The organism is Ruegeria sp. ABV3_008 (assembly GCF_056161185.1).
Map to the genome: position 1 here is coordinate 17,534 of NZ_JBSWYP010000001.1, position 24,113 is coordinate 41,646.

Sequence of the window (24,113 nt, forward strand, 5' to 3'; positions counted from 1 at the left end):
CGCAGGCGCAAGGGGAGTTGCGCCTGCGTCGTTGTTTTAAGCGGCTTTGGCGTCCGGGTTGAACCGGCCGTAAAAGCGCTGACCTTTTTCAGCCATTTCACGCAGCAGCAGCGGGCAGGCGAAACGTTCGCCATAGGCCTCGGCCAGCTGATCGCAACGCTCGGCCGCGTAGGGCGTACCGATGATGTCCAGCCAGCTGAGCGGACCACCGGACCAAGGCGCAAAGCCCCAACCCAGAATTGCGCCTACATCACCTTCACGGATGTCTTCCAGAACGCCTTCTTCCAGCGCACGGACGGCTTCCAGAACCTGTGCGAACATCAGACGCTCCTGTACCTCGATCAGGTCAGGCTGCTCGGCGGCCAGAGGGTACTTATCCTGCAGACCCTTCCAATATTCGACGCGCTTGCCCTTCTCGTCATAGTCGAAGAAGCCTGCATTGGCCTTGCGACCCAGACGGCCCTGTTCCTCCATCCAGAAGATCAGATCGTCCGAGGGGCTTTCGGGGTAAGCGTTGCCCATCGCCGCCTTGGTTGCGCGTGCAATCTTGGCACCCAGATCAATTGAGGTTTCATCGGTCAGTTGGATCGGTCCTACCGGGAAGCCCAACTGACGCGCTGCGTTGTCGATCAGGATCGGGCTGACGCCCTCGGTGATCATGCGCGCGCCTTCGTTGATGTAAGGGATGATGCAGCGGTTGGCGTAGAAGAAGCGCGCATCGTTGACCACGATTGGCGTCTTCCGGATCTGGCGTACGTAGTCCAGAGCCTTGGCGACCGCGCGATCACCGGTTTCCTTGCCTTTGATGATCTCGACCAGGAACATCTTCTCAACGGGTGAGAAGAAGTGGATGCCAATGAACTGCTCGGGCCGGACGGAAGCTTTGGCCAGATCGGTGATCGGCAGGGTCGAGGTGTTTGATGCAAAGATGCAATCCTCGGGGATGATCGCCTCGACCTTTTTGGTCATATCGGCCTTGACGCTTGGGTCTTCGAACACCGCCTCGATGATCAGATCGCAGCCTTTCAGATGCTCCAGATCAGGAGTCGGGGTGATGCGGGCCAGCAGGGCCTCTTTCTTCTCAGCCGTGGCTTTGCCGCGCTTGATGCCCTTGTCCATATAGCTTTCGGAGTAAGCCTTGCCCTTGTCGGCGGCAGCCTGATCACGGTCGACCAGAACAACCTCCATCCCGGCCTGCGCCGAGACCAGAGCGATACCGGCCCCCATCATGCCAGCGCCCAGAACGCCGACCTTTTTCACGCGTTGATCGGCCACATCTTTGGGGCGGACCGCGCCTTTCTCCAAGGCTTCCTTGTTAAGGAACAGCGACCGGATCATGGCCGACGACGAGGGGTTCATCAGGACGTTGGTGAACCAACGCGCTTCGATCTTCAGGGCGGTGTCGAAGTCGACCAGCGCCCCTTCGTAGATCGAGCTCAGCAGAGCCTTAGCCGCTGGGAAAGCACCTTGTGTCTTTCCGTTCACCATCGCGTTGGCACCAACGAAAGTCATGAAGCCGGCAGGGTGGTAGGGCGCGCCTCCGGGCATTTTGTAGCCCTTCGCGTCCCAAGGCTTGACCAGATCGGCGTCCTTGGCGTTCAGAACCCATTCCTTGGCTGCCGCGACCGGATCGTCCGAAACATCGTCGATCAGCTGAGCGCCTTTGGCTTTCTTCGGGTCCATCATCTTGCCTTCCAGCAGGACAGGGGCCGCTGCCATCGCACCTACCATACGGCTATAGCGCATGGTACCGCCGCCGCCTGGAAAGATGCCCAGAAGGATCTCAGGCAGGCCGATCTTGGCCTTGGCGTTCGAGGTCATGACGCGGTGATGGCAGGCCAGAGCGATCTCGGTCCCGATCCCGGCGCAGGTGCCGTTGATGGCACAGGCAATCGGTTTGCCGCCCTTCTTGCTCTTGGGGTCCATGCCCGCCAGTTCCATCTTGCGCAGGATGTGGTGGCCGCCCATGACGAAGTCGAACAGCGCCTGCGCCGGTTCATCACCGGCCTCCTGACGGATGGTGGCGAGGGTATTCAAATCCATGCCACCCGCGAAGGAGCCTTCTTTGCCCGAGGTGATAACGATCCCTTTGATCTCATCATCGCTCAGGGCTTGATCGATCAGCTGGCTGACCTCCTGAAAGGCCTCGCGGGTCAGAACGTTCATGGATTTGCCCTGGGCATCCCAGGTCACAAATGCGACGCCGTCTGCGTCTTTGGTCAGAGTGAAATCAGTCATTGTCATCTCCAATCTGGTCAGCCGTCAGCGGGCTGCCGTCTTTCCGGGTGAAAGAGAATCCGTTCTCATCATCCTTCACCATCATGTCTATGTCGCTGTAATAGCCGGTCTCGGTCGGGGTCCGAGTGCCCACCACCAGAAAGGTCGCGGGCGCATCGGTCTTGTTCACAAGGTGATGGCCGTTGGCCTCACCTGCAGGCCAAGCGGCGCAGTCACCGGGCAGCATCTCATGCTCACCATCGTCATCGATCAGCACGCATTTGCCGCTGAGCATGATGGCAAACTCGTCCTGCTCCATGTGGTAATGGCGCAGCGAAGACAGAGCCTGCGGTTCAAGCCGTACGATGTTGACCCCGAACTGGGTCAACCCGCCTGCATCTCCGACGCCCTGGTTGAAGCGGCCTCCGACCGCCTCGACCAGTTTGCCGGGATAAGACGAGCCACCCTTGAACGGGATCTGAGAGAGATCCAGCTTGGGCATCAGACCCGCTCGATAATGGTTGCTGCACCCATACCGGACGCAATGCAGAGCGTAGCCAGACCGGTTTCCTTGTCCTGACGCTCAAGCTCATCCAGCAGCGTGCCGATGATCATCGCACCGGTTGCACCCAGGGGGTGACCCATCGCGATCGAGCCGCCGTTGACGTTCACCAGCGCAGGATCGACGTCGAATGCCTGCTGGAAACGCAGCACGACCGAGGCGAAAGCTTCGTTCACTTCGAACAGGTCCAGATCGCTGATCTGCATGCCGTTATCGGCAAGGATCTTCTCGGTCACCGGAACCGGGCCAGTCAGCATGATGGTCGGGTCGGTGCCGATCTTCGCGGTTGCCTTGATACGGGCGCGCGGCTTGAGGCCGTATTTCTCACCGAATTCCTTGTTGCCGATCAGAACAGCGGCCGAGCCGTCCACGATGCCCGAGCTGTTGCCCGCGTGGTGGATGTGGTTGATCCGCTCCAGATGCGGGTATTTCAACATCGCGACTTTGTCGAAGCCAGGCATTTGCTCACCCATCATCTGGAAGGACGGGTTCAACGCGCCGAGGCTCTGCATGTCAGTGCCGGGGCGCATATATTCGTCGCGATCCAGGATGGTCAGGCCGTTTTGGTCTTTGATGGTGATGACCGACTTCTCGAACCGGTTGTCTTCCCAAGCCTCTGCCGCGCGTTTCTGAGACTCTACGGCCAGCGCATCGGCATCGTCGCGGGTGAACCCATACTCGGTCGCGATGATGTCGGCCGAGATACCCTGCGGTACAAAATAGGTGTCCATTGCCAGCGTCGGGTCTACGGCAATCGCAGCACCGTCGCTGCCCATGGCCACGCGGCCCATCATCTCAACACCACCAGCGATATAGGCGTCGCCCGCGCCGCCTTTAACCTGGTTCGCGGCCAGGTTCACGGCTTCCATGCCCGAGGCGCAGAAGCGGTTGATCGCCAGTCCGGGGATCGACTGGTCGAGGTCCGAGGCCAGAACCGCCGAGCGCGCAAGACAGCCGCCTTGCTCCATCACCTGCGTAACGTTGCCCCAGATCACATCCTCAACGGCGTGACCTTCAAGGTTGTTGCGTTCCTTGATCGCGTTCAGGGTCAAGGCGGACAGGCGCACCGAGGTTACCTCGTGCAGGCTGCCATCCTTGCGGCCCTTGCCGCGCGGGGTGCGCAGGGCGTCATAAATGTAAGCTTCGGTCATGGGTCTTCTCCTTAAGCTCGATCCGACGGGTTGCCGGGCATCAGGTCATAGGGGTGTTTCCAGCCAGGCTGCTCAGACAAACGAGTCAGCCAGGCGTCGATGTTGGGCCAGTCGGCACGGTCAAAGCCGAATGGTTCGGGATAGTAGAGGTAGCCGCAGCAGCTGAGATCGGCGTTGGTCACGCCGTCACCGACTATCCAGTCGCGGCCCTCAAGATGATTGTTCAGAACATCATAGGCCGCTTTCAGACGGCCTTGGTTGAAGGCAATCACATCGGCATTGCGGTGTTCTTCGGGCAGGAAGTTCATCAGAAACCGCGTCATGCCAGCCATCGAGCTGAGTTTGTGGTTATCCCACAGCACCCAGCGAAGGATCTCGTAATTCTCTTCCCGCGTCTTGCCGCCGAACTTGCCGGATTTTTCGGTTACATAAGCCTGAATCGCACCAGATTGGGAGGTTTTGAAATCACCGTCGATCAGGAAAGGCGCTTCGCCCATTACGTTGACGTCCGAGCGGAACTCGGGGCTGCGGGTGACGCCTTTGAAGAAATCGACAAAGACCGGCTCCCACTCGAGGCCGGACATTTCCAGCGCCAGAGCGGCTTTGTATGAATTGCCGCTTTCACCGAAGCAGTGCAGTTTTATGGTCATGCGGTCGCCCCTCCCGTGGCGTTTTTTGCATCGTCCGCCCAAGTTTTTCGGCCTTGGTGCCTAGCGCTTGCGTGCCTCCAATTCGGAATTGAAGAGGCGCAACCGATGGGTCAGGTTGTCTTCGTCAATGACGCTGTTGAAGTTCTCGAACAGAAAAGACAGCGCTTCGCCTTCATCCAACCCTGCCTCACGGGCGAAGCCGCGGAGTTTGCGATAGCCGTCCTCGGTCATGGCGACCGGGAAACGGCGGGTCAGGCGAAAGCGTTTGGGCATTCTGTCTCCTCCGAATAGTAGGGCCCGAGCTGTGATGCCCGAGCCCAGACTTTGATCAGAAGTTCGCCGCGTCCAGAACCATCACAGTGTCTGCGCCGGTCTGAATGCGGGAAAGATGCATCGCAGTCGCGGGCAGGCGGCGGGCCATATAGAACCGGCCGGTGTTGATCTTGGTCTCGTAGAACTCTTTGTCCGAGGCCCCACCGTCCAGCGCGTCTTGAGCGGCCTTGGCCATCTGCGCCCACATCAGGCCCAGGCAGACATGACCGAACATGTGCATGAAGTCATAAGACCCGGACAGAGCGTTGTTCGGGTTCTTCATGCCTTCCTGCATGAAGTACATGCCAGCGGCCTGCAGATCCTTGGACGCTGCTTTCAGCGGTTCGATGAAGGCTTTGTCATAGGCTTCGTTCTGGCCTGCGTTTTCCTTGCAGAAGGTTTTGACCATTTCGAAGAAGGCCATGACGTGCTTGCCGCCATCCTGCGCCAGCTTACGGCCGACAAGGTCCAGCGCCTGAACACCGTTCGCGCCTTCGTAGATCATGGCGATACGGGCATCGCGGGTGTATTGCGACATACCCCATTCTTCAATGTAACCATGGCCGCCATAGACCTGCTGGGCCTGAACGGTCATGTCGTAACCTTCATCTGTCAGGAAGCCTTTGATGACCGGTGTCAGCAGTGAGATCAGCCCATCGGCGTCCTTGTCACTCGAGCGGTGCGCTTTGTCGATCATGGTCGCGCCCCACAGGATAAACGCGCGTGCGCCCTCGGTGAAGCTTTTCTGATCCATCAGGTTGCGGCGGATGTCGGGGTGAACGATCAGCGGATCGGCAGGGCCATCCGGGTTCTTCACACCTGTTACGTCGCGGCCCTGCAGGCGGTCTTTGGCGTATTCAACAGCGTTTTGATACGCAGCTTCTGCCTGCGACAGGCCTTGCATGCCCACACCCAGACGCGCTTCGTTCATCATGGTGAACATGGCGCGCATGCCTTTGTGTTCGTCACCCAGCAGCCAACCGGTGGCCTCGTCATAGTTCATGACGCAGGTCGAGTTGCCGTGGATTCCCATCTTCTCTTCGATCTTGCCGACCGAAACGCCGTTGCGCTCACCTACAGATCCGTCTTCGTTGACGATGAACTTGGGTACGATGAAAAGCGATACGCCCTTGATGCCCTCGGGGCCACCAGGGATCTTGGCCAGAACCAGGTGGATGATGTTGTCGGCCATGTCGTGATCACCGGCCGAGATAAAGATCTTCTGGCCCGAGATTTTATAGCTGCCGTCGCCCTGAGGTTCCGCCTTGGTGCGCATCAGACCCAGATCGGTACCGCAATGCGGCTCGGTCAGGTTCATGGTGCCGGTCCATTCGCAGCTGATCATGTTCGGCAGGTATTTGTTCTTCTGCTCGTCCGAGCCGTGCGCCAGAATGGCCGAAGCTGCACCGTGGGTCAGCCCCTGATACATCGTAAACGCCTGGTTTGCGCCCGAGAACATCTCGCCTACGGCCGTCCCAATCACATAGGGCATGTTCTGGCCGCCATACTCTTCCGGCATGTCGAGGCCAGTCCAGCCGCCTTCTTTCATCTGCTCGAAGGCATCTTTGAAGCCTGTGGGTGTGTAAACGATACCGTTTTCCAAACGGCACCCTTCAGTGTCGCCGACAACATTCAGCGGGTGAAGAACATTGCTGGCGACCTTGCCAGCTTCTTCCAGAACGGCACCGGTGAATTCGGTCTCAAGTTCGTTGTAACCCGGAATGTCAGAGTCCGAGATTTTCAGGACATCATGCAGGATGAACTGCATATCTTTGGTTGGCGCGTTGTAGACGGGCATGTGAAGCTCCCTTAATTCATATGTCCGGAGGGCAGGGCGAAGTTATTCGGCCGCCTTCTTTTCCTGTTTCATCGAGGCGATGACTTTCTCGCCCCAGCGCAACTGCTCTTTCAGATCGTCGATGGCCTGCGTCAGCTCTTCTCGGCGCAATTCCATATCGGCCAGACGTTCGCACGCGATTTCATAGGTGCGCGACATCTGGGTCACCTGCTGGTCGCCCACGTGATACAGGTCCAGAAGCTGGCGAATCTCCTCGAGGCTGAAACCAAACCGCTTGCCGCGCAGAATCAGCTTTAGCCGCGCGCGGTCGCGTTTGGTGAACAGACGCTTCTGACCCTCGCGGATCGGAAATAGAAGTTCCTTCGCCTCGTAGAACCGCAAGGTGCGGGGCGTGACATCATAGGTCTCGCACATTTCACGGATGGTCATCAGATCTTCGGTCATTCGTCATACTCTCGTCACTGGCGTCGTCCGAATAGAGTTGCGCAGTTGCTGGACGCTTTACAACATGTAGGTGACGTTTACGTAATCCAGACGCTGCGTCATTTCTAAGTTGACGTAACTTCCAGTCGCGTAATGACGGGTTTTGCGAAATTTTCTTTCCCTAGGGGCAAGGGAAATTCGCCCTCAGACTGGTCCTAGGACGCGATTCCAAGGTGTATTGCTTGTTCTCACCAGAACCCTAAAGGGCCGGGGTGTTCTACTTGATGGACTTAGCCGTTTGGTCCCGAAGCTGTTTGAGGGCATCCATCGCCTCGTCAAGCTGCGCGCGCTGCTGGCGCAGCTCTTCCATCTGACGATCGGCCATTTCCACAAAAGTTGCCATCTGCGCTTCGTTGCCTTGATCTTCGTAGATCAACAGCCATTGGCGAATCTCTTCCAAAGGAAACCCGAATTTCCGGCCGCGCATGATCAGGGTCATGCGGGCGCATTCTCTGGGGCCATAGTACCGGGATCGCCCTTCACGATCGGGCTGCAAAAGCTCGATATATTCGTAGTAGCGCAGAGTGCGCGGAGTCACGTCGAACTCGGCACACATCTCTTTGAATGACAAACGGTTGTCGGACATTCGGGGTCTCCTCGGCAGCAACCTAGGACGTCATGCGAACAAGCGCAACAGGTGGGCTTGCCCTTTGATCGGATGGCGGCTCATAAAGGGGCAAGACAACAGGATATGATCATGGTCGACAAAGCAAAGCTAGCCCGCCAGTTTATCGAAGCCATTCCGCATGCGCGCGCGATGGGCCTTCATCTTAGCCAGATTGGGGAAGGTGAAGCCGAGATAACAATGCCTTACAATGAGGATCTGATCGGAGATCCGCGCACGGGCGTGATCCACGGTGGCGCGATTTCGACCATCCTGGATACCTGCTGCGGGGCCGCAGTCATGAGCCACCCGTCTTCACCGGGCGGAACAGCGACGATTGATTTGCGCATCGACTATATGCGCGCCGCCACGCCAGGGCAGAGCATCACCGCGCGGGCCAATTGCTATCACATCACCCGAAATGTGGCCTTCGTGCGTGCAACGGCGATGGATGATGATCTTGACCTGCCAGTGGCGACCGCCTCGGGGTCTTTCACTGTTGAGGGGAAGTAACATGGCTCGTTCCCGTCCCGAACCCATGCAAGTGGTCAAACAACGGCGCGACGCCGCCTTGCGCGCTTTGGTCGATGGCGTGCCCTATATCCGGTTTCTCAATATCAGCTTCGACCGGCGCGGGGATGAGCTGACCGGCGTGCTGAACTTTGACGAGAAACTGATCGGCAACCCGTTTCTTCCAGCCCTTCATGGCGGCGTGACCGCGGCGTTCCTTGAGGTAACGGCCGTGATCACGCTGAGCTGGGAGCATATGTTCTCTGACATCGAAAGTGGTGAAATTGATGCCGAGGCCATTGTTACGGATGAATCGATCCGCTTTCCCAAAACCATCGACTTTACGGTCGACTACCTGCGCTCGGGCCTGCCGCGCGACGCCTATGCGCGCGCCTTTGTGAACCGGGCCGGACGGCGATATGCCTCCGTTCGGGTCGAGGCATGGCAAGATAATCATGCCAAGCTGTTTGCACAGGCGACGGGGCATTTCCTGATGCCGCAACAGCCCCGCGAAAAGGGCTGAGAATGCAGGATGCCTCGGCACCCATAACTCATAAAAGGGTGCTGAAGATCGCGGTTCCCATTGTGCTATCGAACGCGACTGTGCCGATCCTCGGCGCGGTGGATACCGGCGTTGTCGGGCAGATGGGGGCGGCTGCTCCGATTGGCGCGGTGGGCATGGGCGCGGTGATCCTGTCCGCGATCTACTGGATATTCGGCTTTCTTCGCATGGGTACCACGGGCCTCGCCGCGCAGGCGCGCGGGGCCGGAGAGACCGCCGAGATGCGCGCCTTGCTCATTCGTGGGTTGATGCTCGGCGGGGCGGCGGGCCTTGTGTTTATCCTTGCCCAGGCCGCGATCTTCAGTGGCGCGTTTTGGCTATCCCCGGCCAGCCCCGAGGTCGAAACACTCGCGCGCTCGTACCTAGAGATTCGGATCTGGGGGGCACCCGCGACCATTGCCCTATATGCGATCACAGGCTGGCTGATCGCCGTCGAGCGGACACGGGGCGTGTTCCTGCTGCAGATATGGATGAACGGTCTCAACATCGTGCTGGACCTGTGGTTCGTTCTGGGGTTGGGCTGGGGCGTCGAAGGCGTGGCGATTGCAACCCTGATCGCGGAGTGGACCGGTTTGGCACTGGGTCTGTGGCTGTGCCGGGACGGGTTTGCCGGGCAAATCTGGCGCGACTGGCCGCGCATTTTCGATGCCACGCGGCTGCGCCGGATGGTGCAGGTGAACGGAGATATCATGATCCGGTCGGTTCTGCTGACGGGCTCGTTCACCACCTTCCTTTTCGTCGGGTCCGATTTGGGAGACGTCAATCTGGCGGCCAATCAAGTGCTGCTTCAGTTCCTTGAAATCACCGCCTTCGCTCTGGACGGATTCGCCTTCTCCGCCGAGGCACTGGTCGGAGGCGCGGTTGGCGCACGGGACCGATACCAAGTACGGCGCGCCTCGGTCATGGCGTCTCAGTGGGGTGTCGGTGGCGCGGTGCTTCTCAGCGCTGTTTTCTTCTTTGCGGGTCCGGCGCTGATTGATCTGATGTCCACCTCTCCCGAAGTACGCGAGGCGGGCCGCACATTCCTGTTCTGGGCGGCTTTGGCTCCGATCATCGGTGTCGCAAGCTGGATGTTCGACGGTATCTACATCGGAGCCACATGGACCCGCGACATGCGCAATGCGATGCTGCAATCAGTGGCAATCTATGTGGTCGCTTTGTTCATTCTGGTGCCCGCGTTCGGCAACCATGGCCTGTGGGCCGCGCTGATGGTTCTGAACCTTGCGCGCGGCGTGACGATGGGCTGGCGTTATCTGAAGCTTGAAGCTCAGGTGGCCTAGAGCAGGGCGAGCAGATTTTCGGGTGGGCGGCCAATTGCGGCTTTATCGCCCGAGATGGCCAGAGGACGTTCGATCAGGATCGGGTTGTCCGCCATGGCTTGGATCAGCTCCGCATCCGGCGCGTCCTTTGAAAGGCCCAGCTCTTTGAACCGCTTCTCGCCCGTGCGCATCATCTTGATGGCGGGCAGGTCCAGCAGAGATTGCACAGTCCGCAATTCGTCGACCGAGGGGGCGTTTTCTAGGTATTTGCGAACCTCGATCTCTGCACCTCGCTCCTCCAGCAAAGCCAACCCCATGCGGGACTTTGAACAACGCGGGTTGTGCCAATATTCGATCACAGCCAATCCTCTCGTTTGCTGCCCACAGCCTGTGCAACGGTGTCAAACCCATCGCGGGTCAATAAGTCATCAAGACCCTTTGCGATATCGGCAGCCAAGGACAGGCCGCCATAGACCATCGCGGTGTAAAATTGCACCGCCGACGCGCCTGCGCAGATTTTGGCGTAGGCTTGTTCCGCTGAGCTGACACCGCCCACACCGATCAGAGGGATTCTGCCGTTGGTCAGCTTACTCAATCGGGCCAGAACGCGGGTAGACTTCTCAAACAGAGGGGCACCGGACAGGCCGCCTTTTTCGTCCTTGTGCGGGCTGCGCAGCCCGTCGCGCGACAGGGTCGTGTTGGTGGCGATGACCGCATCCACGCCCGTTTCCGAGGCCACTTCGGCGATGTCCTGCAATTCATCCTCGGTCAGGTCAGGCGCGATTTTCAGGAAAATGGGCAGAGGGCGCGGCAGTGCATCGCGCGTCTCGATCACACCACTCAACAAAGCGCCAAGGGCCGCCTTGCCCTGAAGATCGCGCAGTTTTTCGGTGTTTGGGGAGGAGACATTGACCGTCGCGAAATCTAGATGCGCGGCGCAATGGGCCAGCACTTTGGCAAAGTCGCCGGGCCTGTCATCGCTATCCTTGTTGGCACCGAGGTTCAGGCCGATCACCGCATCCTTAGGACGGTTGGCCAACCGTTCGGCCATCACTTCCATACCTTCATTGTTGAAGCCGAAACGGTTGATGGCGGCTTTGTCCTCGGTCAGGCGGAACAGGCGGGGTTTCGGGTTGCCGGGTTGCGGGCGCGGGGTCACCGCTCCGACCTCGATGAACCCAAATCCTGCACGGGAGAGAGGGGCCAGAACCTCTCCGTTCTTGTCGAACCCGGCGGCGAGGCCTATGGGGTTGGGCAGGCGCAGCCCTGCGAGTTCGGTCTGTAGACGCGATGACGTCACCGGTCCGGGCGTCGGGGCCAGACCGGCCTGCAGGGCCTTGATCGACAGACCATGGGCTGTTTCGGGGTCCATACGATGCAGGGCGGCGAGGCCCAGTTTCTCGGTCAGTTTCATCCGAAAGACGCGCCTCCTTGCGCGGTGCCGCAGCGGATCAAGCGAGACGTTGCGACGGCGGCCTGACGGTGAACCACCGCAGACCGGTAAACCGGGTCTGTTACCATTTCAAGAAACGCATGAGCTGTAGGATATCGGGCGATGAACACTTCATCCCAAACCTCGTCTTGCGGTCCGATCAATGTGGTCTGAAACGCCCCGCGCCACAGGATCGACGTCCCGATCCTGGCGATAATCGGAGCGGTCTCAGTCCCGTAGTGGCGATAGGCTGCGGCGCCTGTCAGACCCTGATCCGCCAACGCGTGGCCCACCGGGTAGTCGGCCTTGGTGCGAAACCTGACAAGGTTCAGCATCTCGATGGGTTGATCCCGATCCAATGCCTTGAAGGCTTCGAACTGTTCGCGGTCGGGATCAATATAGGCGGTCATACCATCTCGCTCGGGAATTGGTGGGTTTGGCCATCGAAGGGCAGGGGGCGGGACCAGACCACGTCGCTGAGCCGGATTTGGCGGTAGAGATGCGGAAACAACGCCCCACCACGCGACACTTCCCATTTCAAGTCGTCGCCCATGGCGTCAGCGTTGCAGCCAAGCAGTGTCAGACCTTCAACCCCAGCAAAGTGTTTGGCAGCGGTTTCCGCCGCCTGTTCGGCTGTCGAAAAGTGGACGAACCCGTCAGCGATATCAATTGGCGCGCCATCAGTTGCGCCATTTGCCTGCAACGCGGCCCATTCCTCGGCCCGGAATATCTTGTAGATCAGCATGAGGGTCTGATGCCCCGCATAGCCCGTGGAATCAAGCCGGATTTCCCCCTTTGACTCTTCCGCCGCATCAGCGCACGATCCCGAAAAACAATGACAGGGAGTTTCAACATGGTAAGCCGTCTTTTGACGTCGGTCGCGATCCTGGGCCTGAGCGCAGGCATCGCTGCTGCCGACTACAAGCTGACCATTCTGCACACCAACGACATTCACAGCCGGATCGAGTCGATCAACAAATACGACTCCACTTGCGATGCCGAAGATGAAGCCGAAGGGAAGTGCTTTGGCGGCGTGGCGCGCCTGAAAACAGCCGTTGACGCCAAGCGCGCTGAACTGGCGGATGAGAATGTACTGTTGCTGGACGCAGGCGATCCGTTTCAGGGCTCGCTGTTCTACACGACCTACAAAGGTGCTGCCGAGGCTGAGTTCATGGAAGCGATCGGTTATGACGTGATGGCCGTCGGCAACCACGAATTCGATGACGGCCCCGAAGGTCTGGCAGCCTTCATCGACTCGGTTAGCTTTCCCGTCATCTCGGGCAATCTGGACCTGTCGTCTTCGGCCGAGCTGAAGGACAAGGTGCAAAACCACGTGGTGCTTGAGGTGGGTGGCCAGAAGATCGGCATCATCTCGGCCCTGGCCACGGATACGGTGGACACGTCCAGCCCGGGTAAAGACGTCGTTTTTCAGGATGAGGTCGAAAGCCTGAAGGCCGATGTGGCCGCATTGGAAGCCGAAGGTGTAGACATCATCATCGCGCTGAACCACGTGGGTCTGGCTCAGGATATCAAGATCGCCGAACAGGTGCCCGGCCTTGATCTGGTTGTCGGTGGACACTCGCACACCTTGCTGTCCAACACGGATGAGGACGCGGCAGGCGCGTACCCGGTGATGGTGGGCGAAGTTCCAGTTGTTCAGGCCTATGCCTACTCGAAATACCTGGGCGAAATCACACTGACATTTGATGACGACGGCAATCTGATTTCGGCAGAAGGCGAGCCGATTCTGTTGGATGCCTCGGTCACACAGGACGAGGGCATCGCGGCCCGAGTTGCGGAAATGGGCGCCCCGATTGAAGAGATGAAGGGCCGCGTTGTCGCCAGCTCAGCTGCAACCATCGAGGGCTCACGCGATGTCTGCCGTGTGCAGGAATGTGAGATGGGCAATCTGGTTGCAGATGCCATGCTGGCCCGCGTTGCGGATCAGGGCGCTCAGATCGCGATTGCGAATGCGGGTGGTCTGCGTGCCTCGATCGACGAAGGCGAGGTCACCATGGGCGAAGTCCTGACGGTCCTGCCGTTTCAGAACACCTTGTCGACCTTTGAGATCAACGGGCAGGGCGTGATCGACGCGCTGGAAAATGGCGTCAGCCAGGTTGAAGAGGTCAAAGGCCGGTTCCCGCAAGTCGCAGGTCTGACCTTTACATGGGACCCCTCAGCCGCCCCGAACGAAGGGCGCATCACCGAGGTGATGGTTGCCGACGGTGACGGTTTCGTTCCGATTGATCCCTCGGCCACATATCTGGTTGTGACAAATAACTACGTGCGCAACGGCGGTGACGGTTATAGCGTCTTTGAAGGTGACGACAAGAATGCCTATGACTTCGGCCCGGATCTCGCGGATGTAACGGCGGAATATTTGGCCGAAAACGCGCCCTACCAGCCTTATCTGGATGGTCGCATCAAGCAGAAATAAGACCTGAAAAGCCGTGCCCGTTTGGGTGCGGCTTTTTCTTTTGGCTGAAATCGCATCCCGCAACGATCCGGGATTGGACGACGGACTGATGTGCGGACGGTTTGCAATTACTTTGCCCAATGACGCGATGGCGCAGCTATTTGCCGCGCGCCCCGCCAATGCCTTGCCCAAGGTGCCCAACTATAACGTCTGTCCGACTAATCAGGTGCACGTCGTTCGCGCAGGAGATTCTGGTCGTCGTTTGGATGCGTTGCGTTGGGGTTTTCTGCCCCATTGGTACAAGGCCGAAAATGCAGGCCCCTTGTTGATCAACGCACGGGCAGAGACGTTGGCCGAAAAACCCGCTTTCCGCGACGCCTGCCGATCGCGGCGCTGCCTGATCGTGGCGACAGGGTTTTTTGAATGGACCAAGACCCAACAAGGGACGCGCCTGCCATGGTACATCCACCGCAAGGACGGTGCGCCCATCGCCTTTGCAGGTGTCTGGCAGGATTGGGGGCCGGAAGAGGCGCGGCAATCCACCTGTGCCATCGTGACGACTCAGGCGAACCAGAACCTATCGGCCATTCACCACCGGATGCCCTTGATCTTGGAACCCGACGATTGGCCGCTTTGGTTGGGAGAGGCGGGCAAAGGTGCCGCGCGGTTGATGCAACCGGGCGCCGAAGACGTGCTGGAGTTTCATCGTGTCGACCCCGCCGTCAACTCGAATCGGGCGTCTGGCCCGGACCTGATCGAAGTCATCGAGGACTAGCTGCGAATGCGTTCCCCTTGCATGCGCCCAAAAGACAGGCTTTTGGTATGGCATTGAAATTCACAGATCTACCGCAACTCTACGCGCACGGCTTCGATACAGTTATTGACGTCCGCAGCCCGGCAGAATTTGCTGAAGACCACCTGCCGGGGGCGATTAATCTGCCGGTTCTGGACAATGAAGAACGCGCGCGGGTCGGTACGATCTACAAGCAGCAAAGCCCTTTTCTGGCGCGAAAACTCGGGGCGGCGCTGGTGTTTCGCAATGCGGCCAATCATATCGAACACCGCCTCAGCCATCATGAGGGGAACTGGCGGCCCTTGGTCTATTGCTGGCGCGGCGGGCAACGCTCGGGCTCGTTTACATGGACGTTGCAGCAGATTGGCTGGCAGGCGGATGTCGTCGATGGAGGCTACCGGACCTATCGTCGGCTGGTGAAGGCTTACCTGTATGACCAGCCGCTAGCCTTCCAACTGATCGCGTTGGATGGCTACACCGGAACGGCCAAGACCGAGTTGTTGCACCATCTGGATCAACGCGGCGTACAAGTGGTTGATCTGGAGGGGCTTGCCAATCATCGCGGCTCGTTGCTGGGCGAAAGGCCAGGTGGGCAGCCCAGTCAGAAGGCTTTTGAATCCGCCTTGTCAGCCGCCATTTGCGCCCTGGACCCATCTCGCCCTGTGGTGGTCGAGGCGGAGTCGTCGAAAATAGGCGATCGCATCCTGCCGCCCAGCGTCTGGACAGCGATGTGCGCCGCGCCGCGCATTCATATCGACGCGCCTTTGTCCGCCCGGTCGGCTTACCTAGCGCGGGCCTATGACGACATCCTGTCGGATACTGAGCGCCTTCGGGATCGCTTGTCTCCACTGCGATCTCATCGCGGGCATGAGGTCGTGGACGGGTGGTTGAACCTCATGTCGTCGGGCGACAAACAGGCTTTGACGCGAGCGCTGATGGAACAGCACTATGATCCGGCCTACGCCAAATCCCAGAGTCAACACCCGGCAAAGACTTTGGCGCGGATCGAGATCGCGCAGTTGGATGACAATGACCTGAGGGGCGCGGCGGATCGCATCAAAAACACGCTGGATCAGCTTTGAAGCTTCAACCCCGGAGTGTCGGTCAAATGCCCGATCCGCGCAGCCGGGTAACCCGCCGCTCGCAGATCCTGTAGCAGTTTGTCGGCGATCTCGTGTGCTACCGCAGCCAGCAGCCCGCCCGCTGTTTGCGGGTCGAACAACAGCGCTGCCTTGCCTTCCATTGTCAGCTCAGGCGCTATGGAGCGGTTGTCTGCGAAAAGGGTCGATTGGATGCCTGCGTCACTCAGCTCGACGGCTCCAGGCATCACTGGGACGGCCTCAAGATCAAGCACCGCACCGCAATCTGAAGCCTCGCACAGCCCGTTCAAGTGCCCGGCCAAGCCAAACCCCGTGACGTCAGTCATCGCGTGGGCCTCTGCCAGAATACGGGACGCTGCGCCTTGCGGTAGGGTCATCATCTCATAGGCTTGCGCGACCGTTGCGCCCTCGGCCTTTCCGGCCATTTCTGCAGCCATCACAACGCCGCTGCCGATGGGTTTGGTTAGGACCAACACATCGCCGGGCCTGCCGCCCGCCAGGGTGATCGGGTCTTTGGCGCAAAGCCCCGTCACCGTAAAGCCAATCGTCATCTCATCGCCCATTGAGCTGTGTCCGCCGACGATCTCGGCTCCGGCGTCTTGCATGACGTCGCTTACGGTTTGCATGATCTCGGAAAGCGTCCGTTCTTGCAGATCAGAGGACATGCGCGGCAGGATGAGAGTGGCCGTTGCAGCCTGAGGCGCGGCCCCCATCGCCCAAATGTCCCCCAACGCATGGACCGCAGCGATGCGGGTCATCAGGACGGGGTCGTCGGTGACACTGCGCAGGTGGTCCGTGGTCAAGACCTGCCGCGCATTCCCGGTTGTCAGCAGCGCGGCGTCGTCTCCGGGCAGCGCCGTCACGTCTTGACGCAATGGCTCAGGCAGCGCGGACAGCGCGCCGCGCAGCGCGCCACGACCGAGTTTCGCCCCACAGCCGCCGCACATGGGTTTGTCACCAAGCGCCTCGGCCATACCGGCGGCGTGGGCACGCGGGAGGGTGGGGGTCGCCATGGCAGGGAGATCGCGGAACTTGTTCATGAAGCTTTGGTCGATATGGTCCTTCCAATGCCACATCAGAGCGCCGCTGAACGACGTGCCCAGACGCTCGGCCAATGCAGATTTTCCGCCCAATGAAATCAGCTTGAGATAGTCCTTCTGCGGCACATAGCGCTGCATAGTCCCAGCCCCCAGCGCCGCGCGCAGATTGTTGAACAACACGGGGGCCTCGCGCACCGCGTAGACGCCCGCCTTGGGGCGCGGGTTCTCGGTCAGGTGGGCGCAGTCTCCGGCGGCGAAGACGGCGGGATCGCTGGATTGCAGGTGGCCGTTCACGCGGATGAAACCTTCGTACAGGTCCAGCCCGGTCTGCTGGATCCAGCTATAGGGTCTCGCCCCCGCAGCGCCGGTCACAAACTCGGCAGGGATCTGGTGGCCATCGTCCAGTGCGACATGATCTGCGGTGATCTCTTTTATTGAAACTCCCTCGAGCACGTCGATGCCAAGACCGGCCATAGCCTTGCGGATCGTCGCTGCGGCCTTGGGGCCGGTCGCTGTCAGGGCCGAGGCATTGTCGATCAGCGTGATCCGCGCGGGTCTGCCCTTGGTTTTCAGCGCGTGGGCCATGGCCATCGCCAGCTCGACCCCAGCGACGCCTCCGCCTATCACGGCCACCGAGGCAGAGCCGGTGCTGTCCAGATATGCAGACCAACGCGCGGCAAAGGCGCCCAAGGGTTTGGCCGGAACGGCATGGTCTGAAAAACCTGACAGGGCGGGCATGTCCGAGGTGATCCCGACGTTGACCGAGGCGACATCGAATGCCACCGGAGGCCGTCCCGGTACATGCACATGGCGCTGGTCAGTGTCGATCCACTCAACCGCGCCCAGAATGACCCGTGCGCCCGCGAAACGGGCCAGCCGGACCAGATCAATGTCCAGATCAGAGCGGAAGTAGTGACCGGCGACAAAACCGGGCAGCATCCCTGAATAGGGCGCAGTCGGGCCGGGGTTGATCACCGTCACGCGCGCGCCGGGTAGTGGGTCCATGCCCCATTTGCGCAGCAACAGAGCGTGGGTGTGACCTCCGCCAATCAAAACCAGATCACGGGTCAGGGGCAGCGGAGGGTTATGCATCAGGGTCAGTTCGTGCTGTGGTCAGGGACGTCTTCAACCTGCTCGACCGCGTGGGTGGCCCAAAGCTCATCCTCGCCCGCATCCGGCAGATCCTGTGGCTTTTCATGACGATGAATGTGCCATTTGGCAATGAACAGGGCCGTGATCGGGGCCGTCAGGAACAAAAACAGCGTGATCAGCAGCTCATGCATCGACAGTTTGCCCTCAAGCAGCACGGAATGTGCGATCGAGGCCAACAGAACGCCGCCCACACCCAGCGTTGTCGCTTTGGTCGGCGCGTGCAGGCGCGACATGGGGTCCTTCAGCTTGATCATTCCAAACGACCCAACGAAGCCGAAGATACCCGACATGATCAGGAAGGCGGCGATCAGCAATTCGACGAGAAATGTCATGTCGCCCTCACTCGATAATGTTGCCGCGCAGCATGAACCGCGCATAGGCCACTGTTGAAACAAAACCCAGCATGGCGATGATCATGGCGGCCTCGAAGAAGATCTCGGTGCCTTGATCCAGCCCGTACAGGATCATCAGCGCGATGGTGTTGATCACCATCGTGTCCAGCGCCAGAACGCGGGTGCCGACGCCATCGGCGGTGATAATCCGCCACAGGCACATCATGATGGCGGCTCCGAAGCAGGCGAAGGCGAAGTAGATCGCATAATCAATCATTCGAAAATCTCCTTCAGGCGGCGTTCGTAGCGCTGTTTGATCTGATCGCGCACGGCCTCAGGGTCAGGTGCATCGAGGCAATGGACCAGAAGGTTATGCCCCTGCGCCGAAAGATCACAGCTGACCGTACCGGGCGTCATTGTGATTGTCCCGGCTAGTACGGTGATTGCCTCGGGCGTACGCAGTTCAAGCGGGACGCAAATCCAGTTTGGTTGGCGAGCGTCGTCGCGTTTGAACAGGATGATCCGGGCGACGGTGATATTGGCGATAACGATATCCCACAGCACCACCAGAATGTACTCCGCTACCATGGGCCAGTTGCGCAGTTTGGGGCGATCTGGCCAGTAGGGTTGGGTGATGAAGGGAATGATGATCCCCAGAATCAAACCAAAAACGAGCGAGTTCAACGACCCGTTATTGGCAAGCAGAACCCAGACCAGTGTCAGCAGAAAGCTCAGGTGCGGGTGCGGGAATATGCGATGTAGCAGCTTGATCATTCTGCCTCTCCCAATACGGCCGAGATGTAGTCTTCGGGTGTGAACAATTGCTCGGCGGTTTTGCTGGTGTATTCGAGCGCGGGCCCTGCAAACAAGGTCAGCAGGATCAGACCGCCGACCAGACCGAAGACCGATGTAAATGCCAGACCCGGGTGTGGTTCCGGGGTGGGTCGCGGCTCGGCGTCTTCCCCCTCGGGCTGAGGGTTATGGTCCGCGTCGTGGCTTTTCCAGAAGATCAACGTGCCGGCCCGTGCGAGACCAACGATGGTGACAAAGGATCCGATCAGGATGACCGCCCAGACAGAGGTTGCGTCAGGTGCATCCCTGGCCGCATCCAGAACCAGCAGCTTGCCGATAAAGCCGGACAGCGGAGGCATCCCCGCCATGGCAATCGCACCGACGAAAAACAGCGCTGAGATCAATCCGGTCTGCGCCATTGGCTTCGTGGGCGCGATGGCGCCACCACGGCGTTCCATCACCAGATCGGCGACAAGGAACAACAGGGCCGTCGCAAGCGTCGAATGGAACACATAATAAAGCGCGGCTGCACTGGCATCCGGCGTGAACAGCGAAATCGCAATCAACAGCGTCCCCATCGAGGCGATAGCACAGAAGGCCACCATCCGCGCGATATGTTGCGAGCCGAGGATGCCGATGGCCCCGACGGCAAGGGTAACCAGCGCAGCAGGTTGCAGCCAATTGCCGACCAGACCTTGCGTCGCTTCAACCTCGGGTCCGAAGGCCAGAGTGTACATCCGGATGATCGAATACGCCCCAACCTTGGTCATGATCGCAAATAAGGCCGCCACAGGGAGCGGAGCGTTGGCGTAGCTGGCAGGTAGCCAGAAATGCAACGGCAGAACCGCGGCCTTGATACAGAACACCAACAACAGCAACACGGCACCAACCCGCAGCAGCGCGGTATCCTCAGGCGGTATCTCGGCCACACGCAGAGCGATATCGGCCATGTTGAGCGTGCCAGTCACACCATAGAGCGTGCCCAGGGCAAACAGGAACAGGGTCGATCCCAGCAGGTTATAGGCCACGTATTGCACGCCAGCCTTCAGCCTGACCGCTCCGCCACCATGGGTCATCAGACCGTAGGAGGCGATCAGTAGGACTTCGAAGAACACAAACAGGTTGAAGGCGTCGCCGGTCAGGAAGGCCCCGCACACGCCCATAAGCTGGAAATGAAACAGGGCGTGAAAATGCTTGCCACGCTCGTCCCAACCCGAACCGATGGCGTAGAGCACAATGGGGAGGGCCAGAAGGGCGGTCAGCAGAACCATCATGGCTGAAAGCCGGTCCAGCACCATGACAATCCCGAAGGGGGCGGGCCAGTTGCCCAGCTCATAGACCTGAATGTCGCCTCCCGCGGCCTGAGCGGTGATGGTCAGGGCAATGCCCAGAAGGGCAACAACACCCGCGACCGAGAAAATGCGCTGCAGGTCGAGGTGATAGCGCAGGACCATGATAATGAATGGGGCCAGGATCGCAGGAAGGACGATCGGCGCAACGATCCAATGGTTCATGCGTCTTCTCCCGGCGCGTCCACGCTGTCATGCGGGCTCATGTCGATATGGTCATCCTTCGAGGATAGATAGGCCGAGAGCGAGATCATCACAATCACCGCCGTCATCCCGAATGAGATCACGATGGCCGTCAGCACCAGCGCCTGCGGCAGCGGATCGGTATAAGGGACGTCTTCGTATTTGTTCAGAACGGCAGGCGAATTCAGCGCCAGACGTCCGGTTGCGAACAGGAACACGTTCACCGCATAGGTGATCAGCGACAGGCCAAGAATGACCGGGAATGTTCGGCGGCGCAGGATCAGGAAAATCCCGGCGGCGGTCAGAATACCTACGGCAGAGGCAACGAGCGCTTCCATCAGGCCTGCTCCTTCTCTTGTTCTTCTTCCGGCGGAGCATCCCGCAGCGGGTTGATATCCATCGGGAACTCCTGCGCCATGCCCGGCTGCCATGCAAAGCGGGACAGGCTATCCAGCGCCAGCATCACCGCGCCCAGAACAGCGAGGAAAACTCCGGTGTCGAACAACATGGCGGTGGCCCATTCGAACTCTTCCAGGGGGGGCCAGTTGATGTAGCCGAAATCGCTGGTCAGGAAGGGGCGTTCATTGAACCAAGCGCCCAAACCGGTAGCGGCGGCGATCAGCACGCCCCAGCCGATAGTGCCGTGATAGTAGAACCTCTGCCGTTCGATCGCCCAAGTGTAGCCACTGGCCATGTATTGCATCAGATAGGCGATGGCGACGATCAGGCCGGCGATAAAGCCGCCTCCGGGCTGGTTGTGCCCACGGAAGAAGATGTAGGCGCCCACCATCAGGGCAATCGGCATCATCACGCGGGTCACGACGACCATCATCAGCGGATGGGAGTCGCCCGATTGCGGCCAGTGCGGCTTGCGGTTCAGCAGGTAGCCCCGAACATTGCTGCTCAGGACCGCTTCGGTCAGGGCAAAGATGATCAGCGCTGCGATGCCCAGAACGATGATCTCGCCAAAGGTATCAAAGCCCCTGAAATCCACGAGGATGACGTTCACCACGTTGGTGCCGCCACCACCTTTGTACGAGTTGGCAAGGTGGAATTCGGAAATCGTCGGGAAGGCGAAATCACGCAGCATGATCGCATAGACCAGAGCACCTGTCCCAATCCCGGCCACGACCGAGATCGCGGCATCCCGCCAACGCCGAGCGGCGGTACTGTCCCATGGGGTCTCGGTCGGCAGGAAGTTCAGCGACAGCAGCAACAGGATCATCGTCACCACCTCGACTGAGATCTGCGTCAGTGCCAGATCCGGAGCCGAGAGGTAGTTGAACGCAACCGAAACGATCAGCCCGACAACACCAATCAGAACCAGCGACAACAGGCGGTTACGGTGGAACCACATGATGCCTAGCGTTGCGCCCACCAGACAGATCCAGCCAACGATCGGAATGATCTGCGCAGGCAGCGGCACGCGGGTTTCAACTCCGATCGTCCCGGTGGAATAGGCGTAGTAGCCAAGGCCGACGGTAAAGGCGACAAAGATGATCGCATACCGGCTGAGGACACCATTGTGCAGCTCATCTGTGATCCATTGGCTAAGCCGCGTAAACGCATTGATAATGGCCTCGAAAATCACTTTGGCCTCAGGCCGGGGCAGGGTGTTCCAAAGCTGCTGCGCGCGTTTGTGTTGCGACATCAGGAACAGACCGCCCAACGTCGCGACAACGGACATATACAGCGCAGGGGTAAAGCCGTGCCACAGTTTCAGCGAATAATAGGGCAGCTTTTCGCCACCGATCACGGCGCTGGATACGACGGCCACCAGCGGGCCGACGATGGCCGCTGAATAAAGGCCGATCAGCACGACCAGAACGACCATGAAGGCGGGTGCCAGCCAAAGCCCGACCGGAGGGTCATGCGGATGGGCCGGGTAATCCTCGCGCTTTGGTCCAAGGAAGACATGGCTGACAAAGCGGAAGGAGTAGGCCGCCGAGAACAGCGCTGCCAGCAGGGCCAAACCCGGCACCAGATAGTGAGAGTTCAGCCAAGTGGTGTGGACGGTTTCCTCCAGCATCATCTCTTTTGACAAAAAACCGTTCAGCGGAGGCAGGCCGGCCATGGACAAAGCTGCGATGGTGCCGATGGTGAAGGTGATCGGCATCAGATGACGCAAGCCGCCCAGCCGTTTGACATCGCGCGTTCCGGTTTCGTGATCCACGATCCCGGCGGTCATGAACAGCGCGGCTTTGAACGTCGCGTGGTTGATGATGTGGAACACCGCGGCCACGGCTGCAAACTTGGTGCCAAAGCCCAGCAGCATGGTGATCAGGCCCAGATGTGACACGGTTGAGAACGCCAGCAGCGCCTTCAGATCGTCCTTGAACAGCGCGATCACCGCGCCCAGCAGCATGGTCACCAAACCGGTTGTTGCGACGATATAGAACCACGCCTCCGTCCCCGCCAGAACCGGCCACATCCGCGCCATCAAGAACAACCCGGCCTTCACCATGGTGGCCGAGTGCAGATAGGCGGAAACCGGCGTCGGGGCAGCCATCGCGTGAGGCAGCCAGAAATGGAATGGGAACTGTGCTGATTTGGTAAAACAGCCCAACAGGATCAGGATCAGCGCGGGTAGATAGTAGGGCGAGGCCTGGATCAGCTCTTTGTTCTGCAAAATCACGCTGAGGTCATAGGACCCGACGATATTCCCCAAAATCAGCATCCCGGCAATCATCGCCAAGCCACCGCCTCCGGTAACGGCCAGTGCCATGCGGGCGCCTTGTCGGCCTTCGGGTAGGTGTTTCCAATAGCCGATCAGCAGGAATGAACTGAGTGAGGTCAGCTCCCAGAAAATGAGCAAAAGCAGGATGTTATCGGACAGAACAATCCCAACCATAGCGCCCTGGAACAGCAGCAGATAAGTGTAGAACTGCCCCATCGGGTCTTCGCGCGACAGGTAGAACCGCGCATACAGGATGATCAGCAGGCCGATGCCGAGGATCAGCAGGGCAAACAGAAAACCAAGCCCGTCCAGCATGAAATTCGCGTTCAGCCCCAGCCCCGGTATCCAGTCAAACCGCGCTGTCACGACATCGCCGCGCATCACGCTGGGGATATGGATCAGCAACCCCATCAAGGCGAGGAAAGTGGTCAACCCTGCGGCCGAGGCGGCTGCATTTCGTCCCGCCCGTATCAGGAGGGCTGGGAAAACAGCTCCGAGGAAGGGAAGGGCCGCGATGAGGAATAGGGACAAGTGCGATACTCCGGTCTGGGCGGTCAATATGACAGATTTTGTAGGATAATTTAATGATTGTCCAAAAATTGCAAGGTTTTGACAGATGTTAAAAGGTGTATATCGAACCTATCTTTCTGCGTGATAATGACGCGAACTTGATCCTGCTGCCGGAATTCCCCGGGGCGCGATTGCAACCCTTGTGATAGAACCAAGCCATGAGTGCAGG

At 59.4% G+C, this 24,113-nt stretch carries 25 protein-coding genes; 6 read left to right on the forward strand and 19 right to left on the reverse strand.

The window, feature by feature from the left end:
* Positions 1–36: 36 nt before the first annotated feature.
* The 8 genes from ACXAH8_RS00085 to ACXAH8_RS00120 all read right to left on the reverse strand — a co-directional run bounded on the left by ACXAH8_RS00085 (position 37) and on the right by ACXAH8_RS00120 (position 7,759).
* The gene (locus tag ACXAH8_RS00085) at positions 37–2,238 is read right to left on the reverse strand and encodes a 3-hydroxyacyl-CoA dehydrogenase NAD-binding domain-containing protein (protein ID WP_475215136.1); all 2,202 of its coding nucleotides are present in this window, start codon (positions 2,236–2,238) and stop codon (positions 37–39) included.
* Complete coding sequence (locus tag ACXAH8_RS00090; RefSeq protein ID WP_475215137.1) at positions 2,231–2,719, reverse strand: cupin domain-containing protein; 489 nt, start codon at positions 2,717–2,719, stop codon at positions 2,231–2,233. Before ACXAH8_RS00090 ends, ACXAH8_RS00085 begins: the two co-directional genes overlap by 8 nt.
* Entirely contained in the window at positions 2,719–3,930 is a 1,212-nt protein-coding gene (locus tag ACXAH8_RS00095; RefSeq protein ID WP_170488591.1) for an acetyl-CoA C-acetyltransferase, read from the reverse strand. The genes ACXAH8_RS00090 and ACXAH8_RS00095 overlap by 1 nt, the downstream gene beginning before the upstream one ends.
* A gap of 11 nt (positions 3,931–3,941) precedes the next feature.
* A complete protein-coding gene (locus tag ACXAH8_RS00100; protein WP_170552697.1) occupies positions 3,942–4,580 on the reverse strand; it encodes a glutathione S-transferase family protein in 639 nt (212 codons plus the stop codon).
* 60 nt (positions 4,581–4,640) lie between these two features.
* The gene (locus ACXAH8_RS00105) at positions 4,641–4,853 is read right to left on the reverse strand and encodes a hypothetical protein (protein ID WP_170374251.1); all 213 of its coding nucleotides are present in this window, start codon (positions 4,851–4,853) and stop codon (positions 4,641–4,643) included.
* A gap of 55 nt (positions 4,854–4,908) precedes the next feature.
* A complete protein-coding gene (locus ACXAH8_RS00110; RefSeq protein WP_475215139.1) occupies positions 4,909–6,690 on the reverse strand; it encodes an acyl-CoA dehydrogenase C-terminal domain-containing protein in 1,782 nt (593 codons plus the stop codon).
* A 42-nt stretch (positions 6,691–6,732) separates the two neighbouring features.
* On the reverse strand, positions 6,733–7,134 hold the full coding sequence (locus ACXAH8_RS00115) for a MerR family transcriptional regulator (RefSeq protein ID WP_475215140.1): 402 nt from the start codon (positions 7,132–7,134) through the stop codon (positions 6,733–6,735).
* Between the two features lie 256 nt (positions 7,135–7,390).
* Complete coding sequence (locus ACXAH8_RS00120) at positions 7,391–7,759, reverse strand: MerR family transcriptional regulator (RefSeq protein WP_170374244.1); 369 nt, start codon at positions 7,757–7,759, stop codon at positions 7,391–7,393.
* Positions 7,760–7,870: 111 nt separating this feature from the next.
* Here ACXAH8_RS00120 and ACXAH8_RS00125 point away from each other — a divergent pair, with 111 nt between their 5' ends.
* From ACXAH8_RS00125 to ACXAH8_RS00135, 3 genes are read left to right on the forward strand one after another with little or no spacing between them, the layout of a single operon-like run.
* The gene (locus ACXAH8_RS00125; protein WP_170465671.1) at positions 7,871–8,290 is read left to right on the forward strand and encodes a PaaI family thioesterase; all 420 of its coding nucleotides are present in this window, start codon (positions 7,871–7,873) and stop codon (positions 8,288–8,290) included.
* Position 8,291: 1 nt separating this feature from the next.
* Positions 8,292–8,810 carry a PaaI family thioesterase gene (locus tag ACXAH8_RS00130; RefSeq protein WP_475215142.1) on the forward strand — a complete coding sequence of 173 codons (519 nt, stop codon included), beginning with the start codon at positions 8,292–8,294 and terminating at the stop codon, positions 8,808–8,810.
* 2 nt (positions 8,811–8,812) lie between these two features.
* Complete coding sequence (locus tag ACXAH8_RS00135) at positions 8,813–10,129, forward strand: MATE family efflux transporter (RefSeq protein WP_475215143.1); 1,317 nt, start codon at positions 8,813–8,815, stop codon at positions 10,127–10,129.
* On the opposite strand, the gene arsC is transcribed toward ACXAH8_RS00135, so the two are convergent.
* From arsC to ACXAH8_RS00155, 4 genes are read right to left on the reverse strand one after another with little or no spacing between them, the layout of a single operon-like run.
* A complete protein-coding gene (arsC, locus tag ACXAH8_RS00140; RefSeq protein ID WP_475215145.1) occupies positions 10,126–10,467 on the reverse strand; it encodes an arsenate reductase (glutaredoxin) in 342 nt (113 codons plus the stop codon). The genes ACXAH8_RS00135 and arsC overlap by 4 nt on opposite strands.
* Positions 10,464–11,522, reverse strand: coding sequence for a quinone-dependent dihydroorotate dehydrogenase (locus ACXAH8_RS00145; RefSeq protein ID WP_475215146.1), 1,059 nt, complete (start codon positions 11,520–11,522; stop codon positions 10,464–10,466). Before ACXAH8_RS00145 ends, arsC begins: the two co-directional genes overlap by 4 nt.
* Complete coding sequence (locus tag ACXAH8_RS00150; protein WP_475215148.1) at positions 11,519–11,950, reverse strand: DUF1330 domain-containing protein; 432 nt, start codon at positions 11,948–11,950, stop codon at positions 11,519–11,521. Before ACXAH8_RS00150 ends, ACXAH8_RS00145 begins: the two co-directional genes overlap by 4 nt.
* Positions 11,947–12,285 (reverse strand): DUF952 domain-containing protein, encoded by a 339-nt coding sequence (locus ACXAH8_RS00155; RefSeq protein WP_170374228.1) that lies wholly within the window; start codon positions 12,283–12,285, stop codon positions 11,947–11,949. Before ACXAH8_RS00155 ends, ACXAH8_RS00150 begins: the two co-directional genes overlap by 4 nt.
* Before the next feature lie 108 nt (positions 12,286–12,393).
* On the opposite strand from ACXAH8_RS00155, the gene ACXAH8_RS00160 reads away from it, so the two are divergent.
* The 3 genes from ACXAH8_RS00160 to mnmH all read left to right on the forward strand — a co-directional run bounded on the left by ACXAH8_RS00160 (position 12,394) and on the right by mnmH (position 15,831).
* The gene (locus tag ACXAH8_RS00160) at positions 12,394–13,977 is read left to right on the forward strand and encodes a bifunctional metallophosphatase/5'-nucleotidase (RefSeq protein WP_475215149.1); all 1,584 of its coding nucleotides are present in this window, start codon (positions 12,394–12,396) and stop codon (positions 13,975–13,977) included.
* Between the two features lie 88 nt (positions 13,978–14,065).
* The gene (locus ACXAH8_RS00165) at positions 14,066–14,731 is read left to right on the forward strand and encodes an SOS response-associated peptidase (RefSeq protein ID WP_475216250.1); all 666 of its coding nucleotides are present in this window, start codon (positions 14,066–14,068) and stop codon (positions 14,729–14,731) included.
* A 47-nt stretch (positions 14,732–14,778) separates the two neighbouring features.
* Positions 14,779–15,831, forward strand: a complete 1,053-nt coding sequence (gene mnmH, locus ACXAH8_RS00170; RefSeq protein ID WP_475215150.1) for a tRNA 2-selenouridine(34) synthase MnmH — start codon at positions 14,779–14,781, stop codon at positions 15,829–15,831.
* On the opposite strand, the gene selD is transcribed toward mnmH, so the two are convergent.
* The 7 genes from selD to ACXAH8_RS00205 are packed head-to-tail and all read right to left on the reverse strand — an operon-like array spanning position 15,822 to position 23,905.
* A complete protein-coding gene (gene selD / locus ACXAH8_RS00175) occupies positions 15,822–17,981 on the reverse strand; it encodes a selenide, water dikinase SelD (RefSeq protein WP_475215152.1) in 2,160 nt (719 codons plus the stop codon). The genes mnmH and selD overlap by 10 nt on opposite strands.
* A gap of 5 nt (positions 17,982–17,986) precedes the next feature.
* Positions 17,987–18,373 (reverse strand): Na+/H+ antiporter subunit G, encoded by a 387-nt coding sequence (locus ACXAH8_RS00180; protein ID WP_170374220.1) that lies wholly within the window; start codon positions 18,371–18,373, stop codon positions 17,987–17,989.
* A 7-nt stretch (positions 18,374–18,380) separates the two neighbouring features.
* Positions 18,381–18,650 carry a K+/H+ antiporter subunit F gene (locus ACXAH8_RS00185; protein WP_152457439.1) on the reverse strand — a complete coding sequence of 90 codons (270 nt, stop codon included), beginning with the start codon at positions 18,648–18,650 and terminating at the stop codon, positions 18,381–18,383.
* Entirely contained in the window at positions 18,647–19,144 is a 498-nt protein-coding gene (locus tag ACXAH8_RS00190) for a Na+/H+ antiporter subunit E (protein ID WP_170467657.1), read from the reverse strand. The genes ACXAH8_RS00185 and ACXAH8_RS00190 overlap by 4 nt, the downstream gene beginning before the upstream one ends.
* Positions 19,144–20,679 (reverse strand): monovalent cation/H+ antiporter subunit D, encoded by a 1,536-nt coding sequence (locus ACXAH8_RS00195; protein ID WP_475215153.1) that lies wholly within the window; start codon positions 20,677–20,679, stop codon positions 19,144–19,146. Before ACXAH8_RS00195 ends, ACXAH8_RS00190 begins: the two co-directional genes overlap by 1 nt.
* On the reverse strand, positions 20,676–21,035 hold the full coding sequence (locus tag ACXAH8_RS00200; RefSeq protein ID WP_170374216.1) for a Na+/H+ antiporter subunit C: 360 nt from the start codon (positions 21,033–21,035) through the stop codon (positions 20,676–20,678). The genes ACXAH8_RS00195 and ACXAH8_RS00200 overlap by 4 nt, the downstream gene beginning before the upstream one ends.
* Positions 21,035–23,905: a monovalent cation/H+ antiporter subunit A gene (locus ACXAH8_RS00205; RefSeq protein WP_170767037.1), complete on the reverse strand. Its 2,871-nt coding sequence runs from the start codon at positions 23,903–23,905 to the stop codon at positions 21,035–21,037. The genes ACXAH8_RS00200 and ACXAH8_RS00205 overlap by 1 nt, the downstream gene beginning before the upstream one ends.
* Positions 23,906–24,113: the final 208 nt, after the last annotated feature.